The 20,566-nt window shown below is 59.9% G+C and carries 22 protein-coding genes; 6 read left to right on the forward strand and 16 right to left on the reverse strand.

Features of this window, described 5'->3' with window-relative positions; translation table 11 throughout:
- The first annotated feature begins 72 nt into the window (after positions 1–72).
- From ACA044_RS06135 to pdxH, 3 genes are all read left to right on the forward strand, one after another.
- Entirely contained in the window at positions 73–1,218 is a 1,146-nt protein-coding gene (locus tag ACA044_RS06135) for a serine hydrolase domain-containing protein (protein WP_497445573.1), read from the forward strand.
- A 113-nt stretch (positions 1,219–1,331) separates the two neighbouring features.
- On the forward strand, positions 1,332–2,453 hold the full coding sequence (locus ACA044_RS06140; RefSeq protein WP_497445574.1) for an OmpA family protein: 1,122 nt from the start codon (positions 1,332–1,334) through the stop codon (positions 2,451–2,453).
- A 24-nt stretch (positions 2,454–2,477) separates the two neighbouring features.
- Positions 2,478–3,125, forward strand: a complete 648-nt coding sequence (pdxH, locus tag ACA044_RS06145) for a pyridoxamine 5'-phosphate oxidase (protein WP_497445575.1) — start codon at positions 2,478–2,480, stop codon at positions 3,123–3,125.
- A 5-nt stretch (positions 3,126–3,130) separates the two neighbouring features.
- Here the strand turns inward: pdxH and ACA044_RS06150 are convergent, their stop codons facing one another.
- A complete protein-coding gene (locus ACA044_RS06150) occupies positions 3,131–3,367 on the reverse strand; it encodes a hypothetical protein (protein ID WP_497445576.1) in 237 nt (78 codons plus the stop codon).
- Between the two features lie 169 nt (positions 3,368–3,536).
- On the opposite strand from ACA044_RS06150, the gene ACA044_RS06155 reads away from it, so the two are divergent.
- Positions 3,537–4,001 carry an outer membrane lipoprotein gene (locus tag ACA044_RS06155; RefSeq protein ID WP_497445577.1) on the forward strand — a complete coding sequence of 155 codons (465 nt, stop codon included), beginning with the start codon at positions 3,537–3,539 and terminating at the stop codon, positions 3,999–4,001.
- An 82-nt stretch (positions 4,002–4,083) separates the two neighbouring features.
- Here ACA044_RS06155 and ACA044_RS06160 read toward each other — a convergent pair whose 3' ends face one another.
- From ACA044_RS06160 to nhaA, 3 genes are all read right to left on the reverse strand, one after another.
- On the reverse strand, positions 4,084–4,320 hold the full coding sequence (locus tag ACA044_RS06160) for a DUF7683 domain-containing protein (protein WP_497445578.1): 237 nt from the start codon (positions 4,318–4,320) through the stop codon (positions 4,084–4,086).
- Complete coding sequence (locus ACA044_RS06165; RefSeq protein ID WP_497445579.1) at positions 4,317–5,498, reverse strand: S-type pyocin domain-containing protein; 1,182 nt, start codon at positions 5,496–5,498, stop codon at positions 4,317–4,319. The genes ACA044_RS06160 and ACA044_RS06165 overlap by 4 nt, the downstream gene beginning before the upstream one ends.
- 120 nt (positions 5,499–5,618) lie before the next feature.
- Complete coding sequence (nhaA, locus tag ACA044_RS06170) at positions 5,619–6,806, reverse strand: Na+/H+ antiporter NhaA (protein ID WP_497445580.1); 1,188 nt, start codon at positions 6,804–6,806, stop codon at positions 5,619–5,621.
- A gap of 248 nt (positions 6,807–7,054) precedes the next feature.
- Between nhaA and ACA044_RS06175 the strand changes: the two genes are divergently transcribed.
- The gene (locus tag ACA044_RS06175) at positions 7,055–8,152 is read left to right on the forward strand and encodes a PLP-dependent cysteine synthase family protein (RefSeq protein WP_497447172.1); all 1,098 of its coding nucleotides are present in this window, start codon (positions 7,055–7,057) and stop codon (positions 8,150–8,152) included.
- A gap of 126 nt (positions 8,153–8,278) precedes the next feature.
- On the opposite strand, the gene ACA044_RS06180 is transcribed toward ACA044_RS06175, so the two are convergent.
- The 3 genes from ACA044_RS06180 to ACA044_RS06190 all read right to left on the reverse strand — a co-directional run bounded on the left by ACA044_RS06180 (position 8,279) and on the right by ACA044_RS06190 (position 11,365).
- Positions 8,279–9,892: an NAD(P)/FAD-dependent oxidoreductase gene (locus ACA044_RS06180; protein WP_497445581.1), complete on the reverse strand. Its 1,614-nt coding sequence runs from the start codon at positions 9,890–9,892 to the stop codon at positions 8,279–8,281.
- 95 nt (positions 9,893–9,987) lie between these two features.
- Complete coding sequence (locus tag ACA044_RS06185) at positions 9,988–10,653, reverse strand: COG3650 family protein (protein WP_497445582.1); 666 nt, start codon at positions 10,651–10,653, stop codon at positions 9,988–9,990.
- Positions 10,654–10,765: 112 nt separating this feature from the next.
- On the reverse strand, positions 10,766–11,365 hold the full coding sequence (locus ACA044_RS06190) for a short chain dehydrogenase (protein ID WP_497445583.1): 600 nt from the start codon (positions 11,363–11,365) through the stop codon (positions 10,766–10,768).
- Positions 11,366–11,471: 106 nt separating this feature from the next.
- On the opposite strand from ACA044_RS06190, the gene ACA044_RS06195 reads away from it, so the two are divergent.
- Positions 11,472–12,380 carry a LysR family transcriptional regulator gene (locus ACA044_RS06195; RefSeq protein WP_497445584.1) on the forward strand — a complete coding sequence of 303 codons (909 nt, stop codon included), beginning with the start codon at positions 11,472–11,474 and terminating at the stop codon, positions 12,378–12,380.
- Between the two features lie 148 nt (positions 12,381–12,528).
- Here ACA044_RS06195 and ACA044_RS06200 read toward each other — a convergent pair whose 3' ends face one another.
- The 9 genes from ACA044_RS06200 to ACA044_RS06240 form a co-directional block, all read right to left on the reverse strand.
- Positions 12,529–13,014: a DoxX family protein gene (locus tag ACA044_RS06200; protein ID WP_497445585.1), complete on the reverse strand. Its 486-nt coding sequence runs from the start codon at positions 13,012–13,014 to the stop codon at positions 12,529–12,531.
- Positions 13,011–13,769, reverse strand: coding sequence for an HvfC/BufC N-terminal domain-containing protein (locus tag ACA044_RS06205; RefSeq protein WP_497445586.1), 759 nt, complete (start codon positions 13,767–13,769; stop codon positions 13,011–13,013). The genes ACA044_RS06200 and ACA044_RS06205 overlap by 4 nt, the downstream gene beginning before the upstream one ends.
- Positions 13,766–14,620: an MNIO family bufferin maturase gene (bufB, locus tag ACA044_RS06210; RefSeq protein WP_497445587.1), complete on the reverse strand. Its 855-nt coding sequence runs from the start codon at positions 14,618–14,620 to the stop codon at positions 13,766–13,768. The genes ACA044_RS06205 and bufB overlap by 4 nt, the downstream gene beginning before the upstream one ends.
- 25 nt (positions 14,621–14,645) lie before the next feature.
- Positions 14,646–14,951, reverse strand: a complete 306-nt coding sequence (locus ACA044_RS06215; RefSeq protein WP_497445588.1) for a BufA1 family periplasmic bufferin-type metallophore — start codon at positions 14,949–14,951, stop codon at positions 14,646–14,648.
- Positions 14,952–15,254: 303 nt separating this feature from the next.
- Positions 15,255–15,956, reverse strand: coding sequence for an ABC transporter ATP-binding protein (locus tag ACA044_RS06220; protein ID WP_095054074.1), 702 nt, complete (start codon positions 15,954–15,956; stop codon positions 15,255–15,257).
- Positions 15,957–16,724 carry a high-affinity branched-chain amino acid ABC transporter ATP-binding protein LivG gene (gene livG / locus ACA044_RS06225; protein ID WP_497445589.1) on the reverse strand — a complete coding sequence of 256 codons (768 nt, stop codon included), beginning with the start codon at positions 16,722–16,724 and terminating at the stop codon, positions 15,957–15,959. It lies immediately after the preceding gene.
- Positions 16,721–17,977: a high-affinity branched-chain amino acid ABC transporter permease LivM gene (locus ACA044_RS06230; protein ID WP_497445590.1), complete on the reverse strand. Its 1,257-nt coding sequence runs from the start codon at positions 17,975–17,977 to the stop codon at positions 16,721–16,723. Before ACA044_RS06230 ends, livG begins: the two co-directional genes overlap by 4 nt.
- The gene (gene livH, locus ACA044_RS06235) at positions 17,974–18,897 is read right to left on the reverse strand and encodes a high-affinity branched-chain amino acid ABC transporter permease LivH (protein ID WP_497445591.1); all 924 of its coding nucleotides are present in this window, start codon (positions 18,895–18,897) and stop codon (positions 17,974–17,976) included. Before livH ends, ACA044_RS06230 begins: the two co-directional genes overlap by 4 nt.
- A gap of 238 nt (positions 18,898–19,135) precedes the next feature.
- A complete protein-coding gene (locus ACA044_RS06240) occupies positions 19,136–20,263 on the reverse strand; it encodes a branched-chain amino acid ABC transporter substrate-binding protein (protein WP_497445592.1) in 1,128 nt (375 codons plus the stop codon).
- Positions 20,264–20,566 lie beyond the last annotated feature (303 nt).

The raw sequence follows: 20,566 nt of genomic DNA on the forward strand, positions 1-20,566 counted from the left end.
CTGTTCCCAAAACCCTCAAGGGCTGGAACAATGCTGGCCACTTTGTAGAGCGTTTATCCGGGAGAGTTGCGGGTGCAGATTCAGGGTCATTACGAGCTTAAGTTCGAAGCGGTGCGCGAAGCGTTTGCGGCGCTGTTCGACGATCCTCAGGAGCGTGGCGCGGCGTTGTGCATCCGGATCGGCGGTGAAACCGTCCTCGACCTCTGGGGCGGAACCAGCGATAAGGACGGCCTTGAGGCCTGGCACAGCGACACCATTGCCAACCTGTTTTCCTGCACCAAGACCTTCACCGCCGTGACGGCGCTGCAATTGGTGGCCGAAGGCAAGCTGCAACTGGATGCCCCTGTCGCCCGCTACTGGCCCGAGTTTGCTGCAGCCGACAAAGAATCCGTGACCCTGCGCCAGTTACTCTGCCATCAGGCCGGTCTGCCGGCCCTGCGCGAGTTGTTGCCCGCCGAATCGCTTTACGACTGGCAGACCATGGTCGATGCCCTGGCCGCCGAAGCACCATGGTGGACGCCGGGTGAAGGTCACGGTTATGCGGCGATCACCTATGGTTGGCTGGTCGGTGAATTGCTGCGTCGCGCTGACAGTCGTGGGCCGGGCGAATCCATCGTGGCGCGGGTCGCGAAGCCTTTGGGGCTGGACTTCCACGTCGGCCTAGCCGACAAAGAGTTCCATCGTGTGGCGCACATTGCCCGTGGCAAAGGCAACCTCGGCGATGCCGCGGCCCAGCGCTTGCTGCAAGTGACCATGCGCGAACCGACGGCCATGACCACCCGGGCCTTCACCAACCCGCCGTCGATCCTGACCAGTACCAACAAACCGGAATGGCGACGCATGCAGCAGCCGGCCGCCAATGGTCACGGCAATGCCCGCAGCCTGGCCGGTTTCTACGCCGGTCTGCTCGACGGCAGCTTGCTGGAAAGCGAAATGCTCGACGAGCTGACCCGCGAACACAGCATTGGCGAAGACAAGACTTTATTGACCCGGACCCGCTTCGGCCTGGGTTGCATGCTCGATCAACCGGACGTCCCCAACGCCACCTACGGCCTCGGCCCACGGGCGTTCGGTCACCCGGGTGCCGGCGGTTCCATCGGTTTTGCTGACCCAGAACACGATGTGGCCTTCGGCTTTGTGACAAATACCCTGGGGCCGTACGTTTTGATGGATCCACGAGCTCAAAAGCTTGTGCGAGTACTGGCCACTTGTCTGTAAATCACGCTCAAGGGGGCCAGGGCCGGAACCCGAAAGCCTTTGTGGTTTCAAACCGTCTGTTTATCCGGGGCAACCCGGTCTGATTGTTCATTACTTCATTTTGTGGAAATCCCATGTCGTCCAATAAAACCCTCGCCCTGGCCCTGTGCTTCGCTATCACCGGTTGCGCACAAACCCCACAAAATGACGCTGCAGGCGGCAGCAGCTGGTGGCCGTTCGGTTCTTCCGACAAGGTCGCGGCTAAAGACCCAGCTCCGGCCCCGCTGAAACCTGCTGCAACAGCACCCGTCGCCAAGGCTGAAAGTGCATCCCCTTGGTACTGGCCGTTCGGTTCCGATGATGGCGCCGACAAGGTCGCCAAGCCGGACGTGAAGCCGGAAGTTAAGCCAGAAGTTAAGCCAGAAGCCAAACCGGCTGCCGTGGCTAAGGCTGCTGAAGCCGAGGCCGGTGGCAAGTGGTGGTGGCCGTTCGGCGGCAAGGAGCAGAGCACCGCCAAAGCCGTGCCGATGCCCGACCCGAAAGTCACTCAGGCCTGGCTCGACGATTACGAACCGCGCCTGCGCGAGGCGATCAAGGACAGCAACCTGAAACTCGAGCGCCGTGAAAACGTGCTGGTCGTCACTGCGCCGGTAGAAGGCTCATTCAACCCTGACCGTCCGGCCATGCTGCTGCCGGTGACCCTCGGCCCGTTCACTCGTGTCGCGAAAATCCTCGAAGTCGATCCAAAGACTGCCGTGTTGGTGCTCGGTCACAGTGATACGTCGGGTTCCGCACCGGCCAACGTGAAAATGAGTCAGGAGCGCGCCCAAGCGGTGGCGGCGATCTTCCGTCTCAGCGGTCTGGGGCGCGATCGTCTGATGCTGCGCGGTATGGGTGGTGATGCTCCGCGTGCCGCCAACGACAGTGCTGAAGGTCGTGCCTTGAACCGTCGCGTCGAGCTGTTGGTGACGCCGGCAAACACCATGGTCGCGTTGTTGAGCAAGTACAACATGCCGGCTCCGGCGCCGGTGTCCAAGGTCGTCGCGCAAGACGTCAAGCCGGTGGCCAAGCCTGTCACTCCTGCGCCAGCCACCAAAAAAGCAGCTGCGAAAAAAGCACCGACCAAGAAAGCGGCCGCCAAGGCTCCAGCCAAAAAAGCACCGGCTAAAACCGCGACCCCAGCGAAGAAGACGGCGCCGGCCAAAGCCGCTGTCGATTCCAAGAGCACCACCGCCGCCGATGACACAAAGAAGTAATTCGTTAACCAAAAGGAATGCGCCATGACCAAGGCCTTGGCTGATATGCGTCGCGACTACACCCGTGACGGCTTGACCGAGGCGCAAGCCCCGGCCGAGCCGTTCGCACTGTTCCATCAGTGGTTTGCCGACGCGGTGAAAACCGAGCAGGTGCCGGTGGAGGCGAATGCCATGACGTTGGCCACTGTCGATCAGGACGGTCGGCCGCATTGCCGCATTCTGTTGCTCAAGGGCCTGGACGAGCAGGGCTTCACCTTCTTCACCAACTACGAAAGCGACAAGGGGCAGCAAATGGCACTCAATCCATTTGCGGCCATGACGTTCTTCTGGCCAGCCCTGGAGCGTCAGGTGCGCATCGAAGGGCGGGTGGTGAAGGTCACACCTGAAGAGTCCGACGCCTATTATCAGGTTCGTCCTCTGGGCAGCCGTCTCGGTGCCTGGGCATCGCCCCAGAGCCGGGTGATCGCCGATCGCGGCGAACTGGAAGCGCTGCTCAAAAACACTGAGCAACGCTTCAGCGATACCCAGCCTCACTGCCCCGAGCACTGGGGCGGTTATCGCTTGTTACCCGAGCGCATCGAATTCTGGCAGGGCCGTCCGAGCCGTCTGCACGATCGCCTCAACTACCGCTTGCAGGGCGCTGACTGGGTTCGTGAACGCCTGGCGCCGTAAACAGTCTACTGATTGGAGTAACCTGCCGCAGCGGCCTCAAGCCACTGAGGCAGGTCCCGACGCTTGATCTTCTGCGCTTGAGCGTTCGCCAGTTGCTGGAGCATGAAGGCTCTTTTCTGTTCGTCTTTACCCGCCAGTGACAACGCCAGATCGCGGTCCATCCAGCGTTTGATCCGCACGTACAGCCACCCATGGAAGTACAAGCCGGCGACGGTCGTGACGACAATGATGAAGTAATCCATGAAAATCCTTGGGTCAGCGGCGCAGGTTTCGTCATTTGACGCTACTGTGTGGTGAGTTCGAGAAAGCGCCTGTACCGGGCCTGAATGAAACCAGTTTTATCCGGGCGGTGCCGTGACAGGCGTCAAGCTGCGGAGTTTAATGAATACCTGTCCTTTGGAGTTTGATGCTATGCGTAAGTCTGTTCTGCTGGTTGCTTCCTTTTCCACGATGGCGATGTTGCTCACTGGCTGCCAATCCAGCCTGACCGGTGACTCCTACTCCCGTGACGAAGCGCGTCGAGTGCAGACGATTCGCATGGGCACCATTGAATCCCTGCGTCCGGTGAAAATCGAAGGCACCAAAACCCCGATCGGCGGCGCCGCCGGTGCAGTCGTGGGCGGTGTGGGCGGCAGCGCCATCGGCGGCGGTCGCGGCAGCATCGTCGCAGCGGTCATCGGCGCCGTCGCCGGTGGCCTGGTGGGTTCGGCTGCCGAAGAGGGCCTGACCCGTACGCAAGGTGTTGAAATTACCGTGCGCGAAGACGATGGCAGCATGCGCGCCTACGTGCAGGAAGTTCAGCCAAACGAAGTGTTCCGTGTGGGTGAGCGGGTGCGGATTTCCTCTGTGGGTGGGACCAGCCGCGTTTCGCACTAAGCGGGAATGCAGGATGAAAGAAAACCCCGATCAGGTGACTGGTCGGGGTTTTGTTTTTGGCTGTGGGGTTGAACCAGAGTGTTTACTTGCTTGCATAGCAACCGAGCTGAAAATCGTATTGTGGATCGTAGAATGATCGACCGACTAACGTTTCCAGTTTTGTTATCTGCTGGGAGTCAAGGTCATAGCCATAGATCTCTTCTTCAGCTTCAGTCCAACTCATTATCTCCCTCAGCTGTTCAATGCTGTCTGCGGGGACGGGCACTTCGAATACCAGCGCTTCTGTTTCTTTATCAAAAGCATAAATTACGTGGTTCACGGTTCTATCCTTCTTTTCGGATCTGCCGGCTTGTTTTGATTACCTGTTTCAGCATCAAACTCACCAAGATGGCGACCTCGTTTGTCGTACATTTCTACTGCTCCATGCTGATAATCCCATTCTAGAATTCGCCCTTCAGCAGTTCTCCAGCGCATTCGGGTGCCTCTACCTTTGACCCGTGTCTTCTGTTTTGCCGGTGTGGCATCAGGAAAAGCGGTAAGCCCCTTTGGCGCCGGATGATATTTGTGGTCCGCAATACTCACCACAATATAAACCGGCAACACCCCCGAATCCGCCGGAAACACAAGAATGAAATCCTTGTACTCAGGCGGATAAACCGGGTTCACGATAATGCTGTCAGCCGCCTTCGTCGGCGGATACACCCAGATGTGCGGCGCTTGCGGTGCGGCTTCCAAAGCGGGGATGCCGAGGATATTTGAACCGTCCTCGGCCGGTGTCCAGATCAGCTCAACGCCATCCCCGAGATCAGCCACCTGCTGACTGCCGCGCAAGCTGAATTGCACGACATCGACCATTTCCCAGTCACGGTTTCTGCCGGTGTAGAAACCGTATCCCTTGAGCGTGCCGTCGCCCTGTTGCTCGACTCGCAGGCGCACACGAGTGCGGGCCTGTTTGAGAGCGCGCAGTTGGTCTTCGGTGTAGAGCGAGCTGTCGCCAAGGCTCGACGGCATGACCAGGGCCACCAGGCCTGCCAGCGTGGCCGCAGCGGTACTGGCTGCGACGGCGGGTAATGTGGCGAACGCTGAGCCACTCAGGGCGAAGCTGCCGAAACCCGCCGGAATGGCGGTTCCGCTGATTTTCTTGAGCGGGATGCCACCGCTTTCATCGGCCTCGCGGGCACCGAGCAGGATCAGTTCGCCGTAATCCTTCAGGCTGTCGGTGGGCACCATGCCTGAGGGGTTCGAGTAATCGATGATGGCGTCAGGCAGTTTGCAGGACTTGGCGAACACGCATCCCGCTCGGACAACGTTGTCCTTTCTCGCAGCGACTTGCAGGCCATCTTCAAAGGCCTGCTGCCTCGCCAGCATGGCGTCATAGGCTTTTTGCCTGGCGTTCCGCTCGGCCAGTTCGGTGGCCGTCATGTAGCGGTGAGTGACGTGATGCCCGTCGCCTGACGGTGGGTTTTGCACCCGGGGGATGTCCTTGTTGCCAGCCACTGATTGTCCTTTCGCTCGTTCATCGGCAACCCCGGAAGAGGGGCTGCGCGACGTTAACGAACGGGGCTAATCGTGGCTGTAGGACGAATCCTCAATGTTGCTAAGAGTGTTCTCTATCGCTCAGGATGGCAGTCCAGTGCTCTTGCGACTCGCCGCCGCCGTCACTGCATAACCGATCAAGGCCGCCAGTATCGAGCCGGTCAAAATCCCCATCCGATCCATCCCGGCGTATTCACTGGTGCCCGGCACGAAGGCCAGGGAGCCGACGAACAGGCTCATGGTGAAACCGATGCCGCAGAGGATTGCCACACCCAGCACCTGGCCCCAGTTGGCGCCTTGGGGCAGGGCGGCAATGCCGATTTTTACCGCCAGCCAGGTCAGGCCGAAAACACCGATGGTCTTGCCCAGCAGCAGGCCGACGGCGATGCCCATCGGCACGTGGTGGGTGAAGCTTTCGACGGTCACGCCGCTCAGGGACAGGCCGGCGTTGGCAAAGGCGAACAGCGGCAGGATGCCATAGGCCACCCACGGGTGCAGGGCATGTTCCAGGGTCAGCAGCGGCGAAGGCTCGGCGTTTTTCGTGCGCAGTGGAATGCAGAAGGCCAGGGTCACACCGGCCAGCGTGGCGTGTACGCCGCTTTTGAGCACACAGACCCAGAGGATCAACCCGATGATCATGTACGGCCCAAGCTTCACCACGCCGAGTCGGTTCATCCCGATCAAGGCCGCAATGCAGGCCGCGGCCAGCGCCAGAGAGAGGGTCGACAGCGCGCCGGAATAGAAGATCGCGATGATGATGATTGCGCCCAGGTCGTCGATGATTGCCAGGGTCATGAGGAACAGTTTCAGCGACACCGGCACCCGTTTGCCCAGCAAGGCCAGCACGCCGAGGGCGAAGGCAATGTCGGTGGCCGTCGGGATGGCCCAGCCACTCAGGGCGGACGGGTTGTCGCGGTTGAGGAACCAGTAGAGCAGCGCCGGCACTACCATGCCGCCAATCGCCGCCGCGCCGGGCAGGACGATCTGCGACGGTTTCGACAGCTGGCCGTCGAGGACTTCGCGCTTCACTTCCAGGCCGATCAACAGGAAGAACAGGGCCATCAGGCCGTCGTTGATCCACAGCAACAGCGGCTTGGCGATTTTCAGCGCGCCGATCTGAGCCACCACGGGGGTGTCCAGCAGGCCGCTATAGAGCCATGACAGCGATGAATTGTTGATGATCAGGGCGAGGACAGCCGCGACAATCAATAACAGACCGCTGGCAGCTTCCAACTGAAAGAAACGCGTGAACGTGCTACGCAGAGGCAAGGTCGCTCTCCATCGATGAATTCAAAAGGTGGCACACCCTAACCCGTACCGTTAGTTGTTAAAACAAAAGTTATATTCTTTTTTGTTATATGTCGTAACAACGTGGGCAGTCAGCAAAGGCCTGAGCCTAGCAGTTGCCGGACGTATTGGACCTCAGCTGTATCTGTGCATGATGTAGGTTCTTTCCTAAGCTTGTGGGCTGAGCCTTGCGACAAGGCCGACTCTTTGCCTGATTCAACGAGAAAACCATCATGAGTGACAACCGACAGTGGGCCCGCGAAGCCATCCGGATCATCGAAGCCGACTTCCAGCGCAGCGCCGATACCCACCTGATCCCCTTGCCGCTGCCGGGGTTACCGGGCATCGAGTTGTACTTCAAGGATGAGTCGAGCCATCCCACCGGCAGCCTGAAACATCGGCTGGCCCGCTCGTTGTTCCTCTACGCCCTGTGTAACGGCTGGCTCAAACCCGGTGCGCCGGTGATCGAGGCCTCCAGCGGTTCGACGGCTATTTCCGAGGCGTACTTCGCCCGCTTGCTGGGGTTGCCGTTCATTGCGGTGATGCCGGCGACCACCTCCAAAGAGAAGATCGCGCAAATAGCTTTCTACGGTGGCAAGAGCCATCTGGTGGATGATCCGACGCAGATCTACGCCGAGTCCGAACGCCTGGCTCGCGAACACGACGGGCACTTCATCGACCAGTTCACCTACGCCGAACGCGCCACCGACTGGCGGGCGAACAACAACATCGCCGAATCGATCTTCCAGCAGATGCGCTTCGAGCAGCATCCGGAACCGAGCTGGCTGATTTCCAGCCCCGGCACCGGCGGCACCACCGCGACGCTGGGCCGCTACGTGCGCTATCGCCAGCATTGCACCCGCGTACTGTGCGCCGATGCCGAGCGTTCGGTGTTCTTCGATTACTACCAGACCGGCGATGCCAGCCTGCGCCTGGATTGCGGGTCACGGATTGAAGGCATTGGTCGGCCGCGGGTGGAGGCGTCGTTCCTGCCCAAGGTCATCGATGCGATGGTCAAAGTGCCGGACGCGTTGTCGCTGGCGGCCATGCATTACCTGGCGCGGCGTTTGGGGCGACGGGTTGGCGGATCGAGCGGGACCAACCTGATAGGCGCCTTGATGGCAGCCCAGCAGATGGCGGCGGCGGGGGAGTCGGGGTCGATCGTGGCGATTCTGTGCGACGGCGGCGAGCGCTATGCGACCACCTATTACGATCAGACCTGGCTCAAGGCCCAGGGGTATGAGTTGAGTGGGTTGATGGATGCTGTTGCGGCCAGCGTCGAGCGCGGCGAGCCGCTGCCGGCCAGCGTGCTGCGCGCAAACATCTGACACCAGAAACCGCCCCCTGTAGGAGCGAGGCTTGCCCGCGAAGAACGATAATGCGGTCTTTCAGAAAGACCGCGTCAATTTCTTCGCGGGCAAGCCTCGCTCCTACGAGGGCCTGTGATCGTTTCCTTAGGCCTCGAGGCCGAGGATGTCTCGGGCAACCGCTTCTGCGATGCGAATCCCGTCGACGCCCGCCGACAGAATCCCGCCCGCATAACCCGCGCCTTCACCAGCTGGGAACAAACCCTTCACGTTCAGGCTTTGCATCGACTCGTTACGGGTAATCCGCAGCGGCGATGACGTGCGTGTCTCGATCCCGGTCAACACCGCATCGTGCAGCGAGTAGCCACGAATCTGTTTCTCGAACGCCGGCAAGGCTTCGCGAATGGCTTCGATGGCGAACGCCGGCAAAGCCAGGGCCAAATCACCCAAGGCAACGCCCGGTTTGTAGGACGGCTCGACGCTGCCCAACTCGGTCGACGGCTTGCCTGCAATGAAGTCGCCGACCAGTTGCGCCGGCGCTTCGTAATTGCTGCCGCCCAGCACAAAGGCATGGGATTCCAGGCGTTCCTGCAGCTCGATGCCGGCCAGCGGGCCGCCCGGGTAATCGACTTCCGGGGTAATTCCTACAACGATCCCGGAGTTGGCGTTGCGCTCGTTACGCGAGTATTGGCTCATGCCGTTGGTGACCACGCGGTTCGGTTCGGACGTTGCCGCCACCACGGTGCCGCCCGGGCACATGCAGAAGCTGTAGACCGAACGACCGTTCTTGGCGTGGTGCACCAGTTTGTAATCGGCAGCGCCGAGTTTCGGGTGGCCGGCGTATTTGCCCAGGCGTGCGCGGTCGATCAGCGACTGCGGATGCTCGATGCGGAAACCCACCGAAAACGGCTTGGCTTCCATGAACACGCCACGGCCGTGCAGCATGCGGAAGGTGTCCCGGGCGCTGTGGCCGAGGGCCAGAATCACGTGTTTCGAATGGATCTGTTCGCCGCCATTGAGCTCGACGCCGACCAGTTGGCCGTCTTCGATCAACACATCAGTGACGCGCTGCTGGAAACGCACTTCGCCGCCCAAAGCGCGAATCTGCTCGCGCATGTTTTCCACCACGCCAGTCAGGCGGAACGTCCCGATGTGCGGTTTGCTGACGTAGAGGATTTCTTCCGGAGCGCCGGCCTTGACGAACTCGTGCAAGACTTTGCGCCCGATGAACTTCGGGTCCTTGATCTGGCTGTAGAGCTTGCCGTCAGAGAATGTCCCCGCGCCGCCTTCGCCGAACTGCACGTTGGACTCGGGGTTGAGCACACTTTTGCGCCACAGGCCCCAGGTGTCCTTGGTGCGCTGACGCACTTCAGTGCCGCGCTCGAGGATGATCGGCTTGAAGCCCATTTGTGCCAGCAGCAATCCGGCGAAGATCCCGCACGGGCCGAACCCGACCACGATCGGGCGCTGGCTCAGGTCGGCCGGCGCCTGGCCGACCACTTTGTAGCTGACATCCGGCGCCGCGTTGACGTTACGGTCATCGGCGAATTTGTGCAGCACCGACGCCTCATCGCGAACGTTGAGGTCAATGGTGTAGATGAAGCACAGTTCGGAGGACTTTTTGCGCGCATCGTAGCTGCGCTTGAACAAGGTGAAATCGAGCAGGTCATCACTGGCGATGCCCAGGCGCTGCACGATGGCAGGGCGCAGGTCTTCTTCGGGATGGTCGATCGGCAACTTGAGTTCGGTAATTCGTAACATGACGGGATCCGGTTCGCGGGGCGCACAACTGCGCCAAGGCGTTTGAAGCCCGCGATTATAAGCCCCAAAGAATGATTCCCGTGAGGCTAAAACGATCAGTCGTTACGCGATCCGCCGAAATACCCGCAGCCGCGTTGCACCTGGCCATTGATGCGCAGTTCGGCGCTCATGTGCTGCACGCTGCCGGTGCTGCTGTCGACGCAACGTTGCGGCGCGACCCAGAGTTCAATGCGCTGATTATTGGCTTCAGTGCTGAGGTTGAAGCGGCCATCGCCCAGTTGCTCTTCAACATATGGCAGGGCCAGGGGCGGCTGGTCGGCGCGGTCGATGACCATGCCCTTGCCACTGACCTTGACGTTCCATTCAGGGCCATGGCCGGCGGCGCGCAAGATCAGCAGTTTGAAATTGGGATCGTCGCACGCCGTGCCCGAGCGCTCGACGCGGTACAGCTGCGCCAGATCGAGCTGGTTGCCGGCCCCTGTGGCAGTGAGCCGGCCGCGCACGTCGGCGAACAGCTTGCCCTGGTCGTCGGCCAGGGTCGCCGCTTCTTGCAGGACGCTGGTGCCGCCGGTGTCGTTGACCACGTAACTGCGCTGCTCATTGCACGGCTGGAACAGCAACTTGCCGTCGGCCGCCGTCAACTGGCCCTGCATGCGGGTCTGGCCCACATGAGAGGCGCTTTCGCGCGGGCCATCAAGCAACTGGCAGGCGGCGAACAGCGGAAGCAGGGCAACAAGCACTAAGGAACGGGCAACACGCATCTTTGAGTCTCCAGACAAGTGCCGCCACGTTACTCAGCCTGACCGTTCATCACAACCCTGCAATGTCCTCGCCTTCCGTAGGAACTGGCGAAGCCTGCGATCTTTTGATCGTTTAGCCGACGCGGTAGGTCTGGCCAGTTTGCAAGCCTTCCACGCTTTTGGCGTAGGCCAGCGCCACATCTGTTGCGGGAACTGGCTTGTAACCACGGAAATACGGCGCGTAACTGCCCATGGCTTCAAGCAGGACGGTCGGGCTGATCGAGTTCACCCGCAGGCCGCGAGGCAGTTCGATGGCCGCCGCACGAACGAAACTGTCCAGCGCACCGTTGACCAATGCAGCCGAGGCGCCACTGCGAATCGGGTCGTGGCTGAGCACGCCGGTAGTGAGGGTGAACGAGGCGCCGTCATTGGCGAATTCACGGCCGATCAGCAGCAGGTTGACCTGGCCCATCAGCTTGTCTTTCAGGCCCAGCGCAAAGCTTTCTTCGGTCATTTCATCCAGCGGCGCAAAGGTGACGTTGCCGGCAGCGCAGACCAGTGCATCGAACTTGCCGGTCTGTTCGAACAGTTTACGAATCGAGGCGCTATCGCTGATATCTACATGAAAGTCGCCGCTGTTACGGCCGATGCGGATGATTTCGTGACGCTGGGACAGCTCCTTGTCGACCGCCGAACCGATGGTGCCGCCTGCGCCTATCAAAAGAATTTTCATCGTACTGTTCCTTGAAGTGGTTGAACGAGGTTGCAGTCTAGGGTGGTTTTTTCTGTTGATAAACGTACTAATAGGCAACCTTTGGTTTTCAAATGGAAACAATCCGATGAGCGAAATGGACGACCTGGCGGCGTTCTCGGTGTTGATCGAGGCGGGCAGTTTCACCCTGGCCGCCCAGCAACTGGGTTGCAGCAAAGGGCAACTCTCCAAGCGCATCAGCCTGCTGGAAACGCGATTTTCCGTGGTATTGCTGCAACGCACCACCCGCCGCTTGAGCTTGACAGCGGCGGGTGCGGCGCTGTTGCCGCAAGCCCAGGCACTGGTGATTCAAGTCGAGCGAGCGCGTCAGGCCTTGGCGCGGTTGAAAGACGACATGGCCGGCCCGGTGCGGATGACGGTTCCGGTTTCACTGGGGGAAACCTTCTTTGACGGTGCACTGTTGGAGTTTTCCCGACAGTACCCCGAGGTGCAGATCGAACTGGAGCTCAACAACCACTACCGCGACCTGTCCCGGGACGGGTTCGATCTGGCGATCCGCTCGGAAGTGGCCAACGACGAACGCCTGGTCGCCCGACCGCTGCTGGCCTGGCACGAGATGACCTGCGCCAGCCCTGCGTACCTTGAGCGATTCGGTGAACCGCTGACGCCTGCGGCACTGGCCGAACACCGCTGTTTGCTCAACAGCCATTACAGCGGTCGCGAAGAATGGCTCTATCACCAACAGCACGAGTTACTGCGGGTGCGAGTGTCGGGGCCGTTCGCCAGCAACCATTACAACCTGCTGAAAAAAGCTGCCTTGGCGAGCGCTGGTATTGCGCGTTTGCCGTCCTACCTGCTGCAGGAGGAATTGGCCGACGGGCGTTTGCGTTGGCTCCTGCGCGATTATCAGACCCGCAGCATGCCGATGTACCTGGTGCACCCGTATCAGGGCGGTTTGCCGAAGCGTACCCAAGTGTTGGCGGATTATTTGATGGGTTGGTTCAAACGCAGTGGTGAGGCATTGGATCGGCTTTAGCGTGGGTTCCACCACACAAACCCTGTGGGAGCGGGCTTGCTCGCGAATGCAATCTGACATTCAACATTGATGGTGCCTGACCCACTGCTTTCGCGAGCAAGCCCGCTCCCACATTGGTTCTTTATCGTCTGGAAGTCCGAGGTCGGCATCAGCGGGCGTAACGTCGGGCGATCAGATGATCGATCGACAACTTGCCCGGCCCGGTCGCCATCAAGTACAGCAACACCGCCGCCCAGGTGCCGTGGGTCGGATAAGCATCGGGGTACACGAACAGCTGAATGGTCAGGGTCATGCCCAGCAGTGCCAACGCCGAAAAACGTGTGGCGAAGCCGATCAGGATCAGGAGCGCAAAGAAATGCTCGGCGAAGGCCGCTAGGTGCGCCGCCAGTTCCGGGGAGAGCAATGGCAGGTGATATTCGCTCTGGAACAACGGGATGGTCGAGTCCGCCAGCCTTGGTACGCCGAGTTGAAACGTGCCGTCGATCAAGTCGATGGCCAGGCCTTCCACCTTGGTCTGCCCGGACTTCCAGAACACCGCGGCAATGGAAAAACGCGCGATAAAGGCGATCAGGCTGTGGGGGATTTTTTCCAGCAGCGTGATGGCGCGGGCGATGGGGTTGCGATGGAGGTTCATGGCGATACCTTGTGGTGTAAATGGGTAATGACGTTGTGGCTGATGAGCAGCGCCAGGGTTTGGCTGAGGTCGAAGGCGGGCGCTGTCTCTAACGCTTGGGTCAGGGATTGGCCGTTTCGCAGGTTCTGAATGAAGGTGCTGGCGCCGTGGTCGATGGCAAAGACCTCAACCTCCAGACCATTGCGCAACACCAGCGCGTGTTGCCCGTGGTCGAGGTTGATCCCGGCCAGCGTTGCGTCCTGTTGATGGGCCGCCCAGATCGCGACCACGGCAAAAGCTGAAGTCAGCAGATTCAGGGAGGGATGAAAACCAACCGTCAACTCGCTCAGCGCTTGCGGGGCCGACAGCACGGCGGCGATCTGCTCATGGCTCAGGGGCTGGGCATCGGCGGCGTGATAGGCTTGAACGCGCAACCGCTCCAGCCGCGCCACGTCGGCCAGATAAGGCACGCTGGCTGCCGGTTCAAAGCTGTCGATGAACTCGGCGAAGTCCTGGCCGTAGTCGTTGATGAGTGGGCTTTGAGGCGGGCAACTCTGTACATACAGCCCCGCCATCGCCCGAAAGAACTCATCGCCCACTAACTGCGAAATCACCGGGTAACTGTCGGCCAAGGCGTTGATCAGCGAGCTCTGCACATTGTTTCGATACACCGCGAAACGGCTGGTGGGATCGGCACCATTGGCGCTGAACAAGCCCTCGGGGCAGGGCCGTCGCCTATCGAGCAGGGCGGCGGCAAAAGCGGCTTGGCTGCTCATGACAGGCCCCCGGCGCAACGCAGCAGTTCATCGGCCTGACGGGCTTCGGCGTGCAGCACGCTGAAGGCCGGTAACTGGTTGTCGCGCTCGATCAACGTGGCGATCGGGCCGACTCGTTCCAGCACCCGCCTGTACAGCGCCCACACCGCGTTATCGATGGGGGCGCCGTGATCGTCGATCAGCAGACGGTCGCCGAGGCTGTCGGTGTCTTCGGCAAACCCGGCCAGATGAATCTCTCCCACCGCCTGCAGCGGTAGCGCGTCGATGTAGGCCAGCGGATCTCGTTGGTGATTGATGCAGGAGACGTAGACGTTGTTGACGTCCAGCAGCAGTCCGCAGCCGGTGCGGCGAATGACTTCGTTGATGAAATCCGCTTCATCGATTGTCGAGCGCTGGAACGCCAGATATGTCGCCGGGTTTTCCAGCAGCATCGGGCGTTTAAGGATGGTTTGCACCTGATCGATGTGCTCGCAGACGCGATTCAGCGTCGGCGCATCGTAGGCCAGGGGCAGCAGGTCATTGAGAAACACCGGGCCATGGCTGGACCAGGCCAGGTGTTCGGAAAAGGACTGGGGTTGATAACGTTCGATCAGCGCGGCAAGCCTTCGCAGGTGCTGAAGATCCAGCGGACCTTCGGCACCGATGGACAGGCCAACACCGTGCAACGAAAGCGGATACTGCTCGCGGATCAACCCCAGGTAATGATGAAACGGGCCACCGTCCACCATGTAGTTTTCGGCGTGGACTTCGAAGAAACCGATGTCCGGTTGTGCACCGAGCACTTCACGAAAGTGCTCGGTCTTGAGCCCCAGCCCGGAGCGGGGCGGGAGCCCGGAAGATAAAGGGTTCATGGTCGATACTCAGGCTGGGTGCTGATTACGACTTGGCTTTGTAGGCTTCCAACTGGCCGAAACCGGTTGGCGAGGTTTGGCTCATCGTGGTGGCGCAGGAGCCTTTAGGGACCAGTTTCCAGGCGTTGGCCTGGTAGTCGGTTTTTGCGGTACCGGCGCAGGTGGTGCCAGCGCCTGCGGCGCAATCGTTTTTGCCTTTCATGGCCACGCCGAAGCATTTTTCCATGTTGTCGTCAGCGGCATGGGCAGTCGACACAGCGGCGATGCTCAGGGCAGAACCGAGGGCCAGAACCAGGGCGGTGGCGGACAGGGTGCGGGTGGTAGCAGTCATGATGTTTCTCCGAAATTGAGCTTGGGTTGGCAAGCGTTTGTGCTTGCTTACCGCTCTAGAGAAACGACAGGGCGATGCGTTACAGCCCACCCCAAAACTTTTTCAGAAATCCTCAAAATACCACGAATCTCCTGTGGGAGCGGGCTTGCTCGCGAAGGCGGTGTGTCAGCCAACATCTCTGTTGAATGTGATACCGCTTTCGCGAGCAAGCCCGCTCCCACATTGGATCTTTGTTGTTGTCAGGTTTGTGGCGGGTATAAAAAAAACGGCCTGCGAAGGCCGTTTCTTTTTTACTGCAAAGCCTCAACCACCCAAATACGCCTCGCGCACTTTCGGATCGGTCAACAGTGCTTCACCAGTCCCCTGCATCACCACCCGGCCGTTCTCAAGAACGTAGGCACGGTCGGCGATTTTCAAGGCCTGGTTGGCGTTCTGTTCAACGAGGAACACCGTCACACCGTCCTTGCGCAGTTGTTCGATGATGTCGAAGATCTGCTGGATGATGATCGGTGCCAGGCCCAGCGACGGTTCGTCGAGCAACAGCAGCTTGGGTTTGCTCATCAGCGCGCGGCCGATGGCGAGCATTTGCTGTTCGCCGCCAGACATGGTGCCGCCGCGCTGGGCGAAGCGTTCTTTCAGGCGTGGGAAAAGTCCGAGGACCTTGTCCATCTGTTCCTGATAATCGCCCTTGTCGGTGAAGAATCCGCCCATGGCGAGGTTTTCTTCCACGGTCAGTCGGGCAAACACCCGACGACCTTCCGGCACCACGGCGATGCTTTTACGCATGATATGCGACGAGTCCTGGCCGACGAGTTCTTCGCCCATGTAGCGGATGCTGCCGCTGTGGGCTTGCGGCGAACCGCAGAGGGTCATCAGCAGGGTCGACTTGCCGGCACCGTTGGCACCGATCAGCGTCACGATCTCGCCCTGACGGACTTCGACGTTGACGCTGTGCAGCGCCTGGATCTTGCCGTAGAAGGTGGAAACGTTTTCGAACTGCAGCATTTACGATTCCCCCAGGTAGGCTTTGATCACTTCAGGATTGTCGCGGATCTGTTCCGGCGTGCCGTTGGCCAGCGGTGTGCCCTGGTTGATCACGAAGATGTGGTCGGAGATGCTCATGACCAGTTTCATGTCGTGTTCGATCAATAGAACGGTTACACCATGCTCTTCACGCAGGGTGCCGATCAGTGCCTTGAGGTCTTCGGTTTCCCGCGGGTTGAGGCCGGCGGCCGGTTCGTCGAGCATCAGGATCCGCGGACGGGTCATCATGCAGCGAGCGATTTCCAGGCGACGTTGCTGACCGTAGGCCAGGGTGCCGGCCGGACGGTTGGCGAACTCCTTGAGGTTGACCTTTTCCAGCCAGTACTCGGCGTACTCCATGGCCTCGCGTTCGCTTCTGCGGAACGCCGGGGTCTTGAACAGACCGGCCAGGAAGTTGGTGTTCAGGTGACGGTGTTGCGCGATCAAGAGGTTCTCGACCGCCGTCATTTCCTTGAACAACCGCACGTTCTGGAAGGTGCGCACCACGCCTTTGAGGGCGATCTTGTGGCCCGGCAGGCCCTGGATCGGCTCGCCGTCCAGCACGATGCTGCCGGCGGTGGGCTGGTAGAAACCGGTCAGGCAGTTGAACACGGTGGTCTTGCCGGCACCGTTGGGGCCGATCATCGATACCACTTGTTTCTCTTTGACGGTCAGGGCCACGCTGTTGACCGCCAACAGGCCGCCGAAGCGCATGCTCAGGTCAGTTACTTTCAGGATCTCACGGCTCATTTGCGCAGCTCCATGTGAGGGCGTTGCATCGGCAGCAGACCTTGAGGACGCCAGATCATCATCAGCACCATCAAGGCGCCGAACATCAACATGCGGTATTCACTGAACTCACGCATCATTTCCGGCAACAGGATCATCACCGTGGCAGCGAGCACGACGCCCAGTTGCGAGCCCATGCCGCCCAGCACCACGATGGCGAGGATGGTCGCCGACTCGATGAAGGTGAAGGACTCCGGTGTCACCAACCCTTGGCGCGCGGCGAAGAAGCTGCCGGCGAAACCGGCGAAGCAGGCACCGAGGGTGAAGGCCGACAGCTTGATGACTGTAGGGTTGAGACCCAGCGCACGGCAGGCGATTTCGTCTTCACGCAGCGCTTCCCAGGCACGGCCCAGGGGCATGCGCAGCAAGCGGTTGATGACGAACAGGGCGAACAGCGCCAGCAACAGCGCGATCAGGTAAAGGAAGATCACCTTGTTGATCGAGTTGTATTCCAGGCCGAAGTATTCATGGAACGTCTGCAGGCCTTCGGCGGCTTTACGTTCGAAGGTCAGGCCGAAGAACGTCGGTTTCTCGATGTTGCTGATGCCGTTCGGGCCGCCGGTGAGGTCGGTCAGGTTACGCAGGAACAGACGGATGATTTCACCGAAGCCCAGGGTCACGATGGCCAGGTAGTCACCGCGCAAACGCAGTACCGGGAAACCGAGCAGGAAGCCGAAGGTGGCTGCCATCATCCCGGCGATCGGCAGGCAGATCCAGAAGCTCAGGCCGTAGTAGTGCGACAGCAGCGCGTAGCTGTAGGCGCCCACGGCGTAGAAGCCGACGTAACCGAGGTCGAGCAGGCCGGCCAGGCCGACCACGATGTTCAGGCCCAGGCCGAGCATCACGTAGATCAACACCAGCGTGGCGATATCCACCGCCCCGCGCGAGCCGAAGAACGGCCAGACCAGTGCACCGATGATCAACGCGATGATGATCCAGCGCTGGGTGGTCGGTAGGGTCAGGAAGGTACTGGCCTTGGCCGGCATCACCGGCAGGTTGGGCGAGGCTTTCCAGGCCGAACTGATTTGCTGGTCGAACAGCACCCGCAGAAACATCAGCACCGAGCACACGGCGATGGTGATCAGCGTTGCAGTGCTGGTGCCATGGACTTCGAGGTTGATGCCGACGATGGTCAGTTTCAGACCGAGCACCGGGTAGGCCACGGCCCACACCAGCAAGGCGCTGAACAACGCCTGTTTAAGATTCCTAGTCATACTTTCTCAACCTCCGGACGGCCCAACAGGCCGGTTGGCCGGAACAACAACACCAGGACCAATAGACCGAACGCCACGACGTCCTTGTACTGGTCGCCGAAGATATCGGCACCAAAGGCTTCCGCCACCCCAAGCACCAGCCCGCCGAGCATCGCGCCGGGGATGCTGCCGATACCCCCCAGTACCGCGGCGGTGAAGGCCTTGAGGCCGACGAGGAACCCGGCGTTCGGGTTGATCACGCCGTATTGCATGCTCAGCAGCACAGCCGCGATGGCCGCCAGTGCCGCACCGACGACGAAGGTCAGAGCGATGATGTTGTTGGTGTTGATGCCCAGGAGGTTGGCCATCTTGATGTCTTCGGCACAGGCGCGGCAGGCGCGACCCAGGCGAGAGCGCGAGATGAACAGCGTCAGGCCGAGCATGGCGACCAGGGTCACCACGAACACCACGATTTGCATGTAGGAAATCAGCACTTCATGTGCGCCACCTGGCCCGATGGAGAAGTTTCCGGGGATCAGGTTGGAGATGGATTTGTCCTTGGAGTCTTGCGCCAGCAGAACCGTGTTCTGCAGGAAGATCGACATGCCGATGGCGGAAATCAGCGGGATCAGACGGTTGCTGCCGCGCAGGGGGCGGTAGGCGATCCGTTCGATGCTGTAACCATAGGCACTGGTAACGACGATGGTCGCGATGAAAGCCGCGGTCATCAAGAGCGGGACACTGTCGAGTCCCATCATGGCCAGCCCGGCGATGGCGATGAACGCCACGTAAGAGCCGATCATGTACACCTCGCCGTGGGCGAAGTTGATCATTCCAATGATGCCGTAAACCATCGTATAGCCGATGGCGATCAGGGCATATGTGCTGCCAACGGTCAGACCGTTAACCAGCTGTTGGAAGAAGTGATAAATGTCAGGCATTACAGCGCTCCTAAAAACCTGATACGCATTTCACTGGTGGAGTCATTTTCCCGCTCGAGTCCCGTGGATCTGCATCCACTTCGAATTCGAATTCGAGTTTGCCAGCGAACCGCTGATGACGGTTTTGAGATTTTCAGGTGGGGAGACTGGCGGATCACGCCAGCGCGGCCCAATACGTTCGTAAAACAAAGCCCACGGCACGCCGTGGGCTTTATTGGCAGTCAGTCAGGCCAAGGCCTTACTGAGGCGAAACTTCAGTTTTAGGTTTGCCAAAATGCCACTGGTAAACCACGAATTTGAAGTCTTTCAGGTCGCCCTTCTCGTCGAAAGCCAGATCGCCGGTCGGGGTTTTGAACGTGCCTTTGTGGATGGCTTCAGCCACTTTGGCAGTGTCTTCGCTCTTGGCGGTCTTGATGCCTTCGGCGATGACTTCCACAGCCGAGTAGGCCGGGAACACGAACGGACCGCTCGGGTCTTCTTTCTTGGCTTTGAACGCGTCAGCCAGGGCGACGTTGGCCGGATCCTGGTCGAAGGATTTCGGCAGGGTCACCAGCAGGCCTTCGGAAGATTCCTTGGCGATCTGCGAAATGGAGTCGTTACCCACGCCTTCCGGCCCCATGAACTTGGCTTTCAGGCCTTTTTCCTGGGATTGACGCAGGATCAGACCCAGCTCCGGGTGGTAGCCGCCGTAGTAGACGAAGTCGACGTTGGCTTGCTTGAGCTTGGCGATCATCGAGGAGAAGTCTTTGTCGCCAGCGTTGATACCTTCGAACACGGCAACCTTGACGCCTTTGCCTTCGAGGGTTTTCTTCACGGCGCTGGCGATGCCTTCACCGTATTGCTGTTTGTCGTGCAGAACAGCAACGATTTTCGGTTTGACGTGATCGGCAATGTAGTTACCGGCGGCAGGGCCCTGGGCGCTGTCCAGACCGATGGTGCGGAAGATCATTTTGTAACCACGGGCGGTGATATCCGGGCTGGTCGCCGCCGGGGTGATCATGATCACGCCTTCGTCTTCGTAGATGTCGGACGCCGGTTGAGTGGAGCTGGAGCACAGGTGGCCGACCACGAACTTGACGCCGTCGTTGACGACTTTGTTCGCGACAGCAACCGCTTGTTTTGGATCGCAGGCATCGTCGTATTCAACGGCGACGAGCTTCTTGCCGTCGACGCCGCCCTTGGCGTTGATTTGTTCGATGGCCATTTTGGCGCCACTGAACTGCATGTCGCCGTATTGGGCTACAGGGCCGGTTTTAGGGCCAGCGATGCCGATCTTGATGGTGTCAGCGGCGAACGAATGGCTGGCAACCCCGGCCAGAACCATAGCGGCAAACAGTTTTGAAATCTGCTTAGTAGCCTTAGTCATAGTGCTCCACTCTTACTGTTGTAGTTTTTATAGTCCTGGCGCCGTGGCAGCAGAACCGGGTCAGATATCGTCGATATCCTCCGGAAAATGCCCCCGGCAACTGTACCGGTACAGTGTAGAGCGCCGATTGTTAGCCTGGGAAGCTGGCGCCAGGGGGCAATACCAGAGGGTGTCGCTTTATTGAAAGAAAAAGACAGAATCAGGAAGGGATGTTAGCTGGCTAATACTTGATTCAGCAGCATTCCCTGGCTTTTCCTGCGAATTTCAATCGGTGACGCAATTGCATCCGGGTTTTTCTGGCGC

The sequence above is a fragment of the Pseudomonas sp. LBUM1673 genome, from assembly GCF_059695645.1.

Excerpts from the sequence above, each read along its gene's own strand:
- ACA044_RS06140 (WP_497445574.1), top strand. The coding sequence starts at position 1,332 with ATGTCGTCCAATAAAACCCTCGCCCTGGCCCTGTGCTTCGCTATCACC.
- pdxH (WP_497445575.1), top strand. The coding sequence starts at position 2,478 with ATGACCAAGGCCTTGGCTGATATGCGTCGCGACTACACCCGTGACGGC.
- ACA044_RS06150 (WP_497445576.1), bottom strand. The coding sequence starts at position 3,367 with ATGGATTACTTCATCATTGTCGTCACGACCGTCGCCGGCTTGTACTTC.
- ACA044_RS06155 (WP_497445577.1), top strand. The coding sequence starts at position 3,537 with ATGCGTAAGTCTGTTCTGCTGGTTGCTTCCTTTTCCACGATGGCGATG.
- ACA044_RS06180 (WP_497445581.1), bottom strand. The coding sequence starts at position 9,892 with ATGTTACGAATTACCGAACTCAAGTTGCCGATCGACCATCCCGAAGAA.
- ACA044_RS06185 (WP_497445582.1), bottom strand. The coding sequence starts at position 10,653 with ATGCGTGTTGCCCGTTCCTTAGTGCTTGTTGCCCTGCTTCCGCTGTTC.
- ACA044_RS06190 (WP_497445583.1), bottom strand. The coding sequence starts at position 11,365 with ATGAAAATTCTTTTGATAGGCGCAGGCGGCACCATCGGTTCGGCGGTC.
- ACA044_RS06195 (WP_497445584.1), top strand. The coding sequence starts at position 11,472 with ATGAGCGAAATGGACGACCTGGCGGCGTTCTCGGTGTTGATCGAGGCG.
- ACA044_RS06200 (WP_497445585.1), bottom strand. The coding sequence starts at position 13,014 with ATGAACCTCCATCGCAACCCCATCGCCCGCGCCATCACGCTGCTGGAA.
- ACA044_RS06205 (WP_497445586.1), bottom strand. The coding sequence starts at position 13,769 with ATGAGCAGCCAAGCCGCTTTTGCCGCCGCCCTGCTCGATAGGCGACGG.
- bufB (WP_497445587.1), bottom strand. The coding sequence starts at position 14,620 with ATGAACCCTTTATCTTCCGGGCTCCCGCCCCGCTCCGGGCTGGGGCTC.
- ACA044_RS06215 (WP_497445588.1), bottom strand. The coding sequence starts at position 14,951 with ATGACTGCTACCACCCGCACCCTGTCCGCCACCGCCCTGGTTCTGGCC.
- ACA044_RS06220 (WP_095054074.1), bottom strand. The coding sequence starts at position 15,956 with ATGCTGCAGTTCGAAAACGTTTCCACCTTCTACGGCAAGATCCAGGCG.
- livG (WP_497445589.1), bottom strand. The coding sequence starts at position 16,724 with ATGAGCCGTGAGATCCTGAAAGTAACTGACCTGAGCATGCGCTTCGGC.
- ACA044_RS06230 (WP_497445590.1), bottom strand. The coding sequence starts at position 17,977 with ATGACTAGGAATCTTAAACAGGCGTTGTTCAGCGCCTTGCTGGTGTGG.
- livH (WP_497445591.1), bottom strand. The coding sequence starts at position 18,897 with ATGCCTGACATTTATCACTTCTTCCAACAGCTGGTTAACGGTCTGACC.
- ACA044_RS06240 (WP_497445592.1), bottom strand. The coding sequence starts at position 20,263 with ATGACTAAGGCTACTAAGCAGATTTCAAAACTGTTTGCCGCTATGGTT.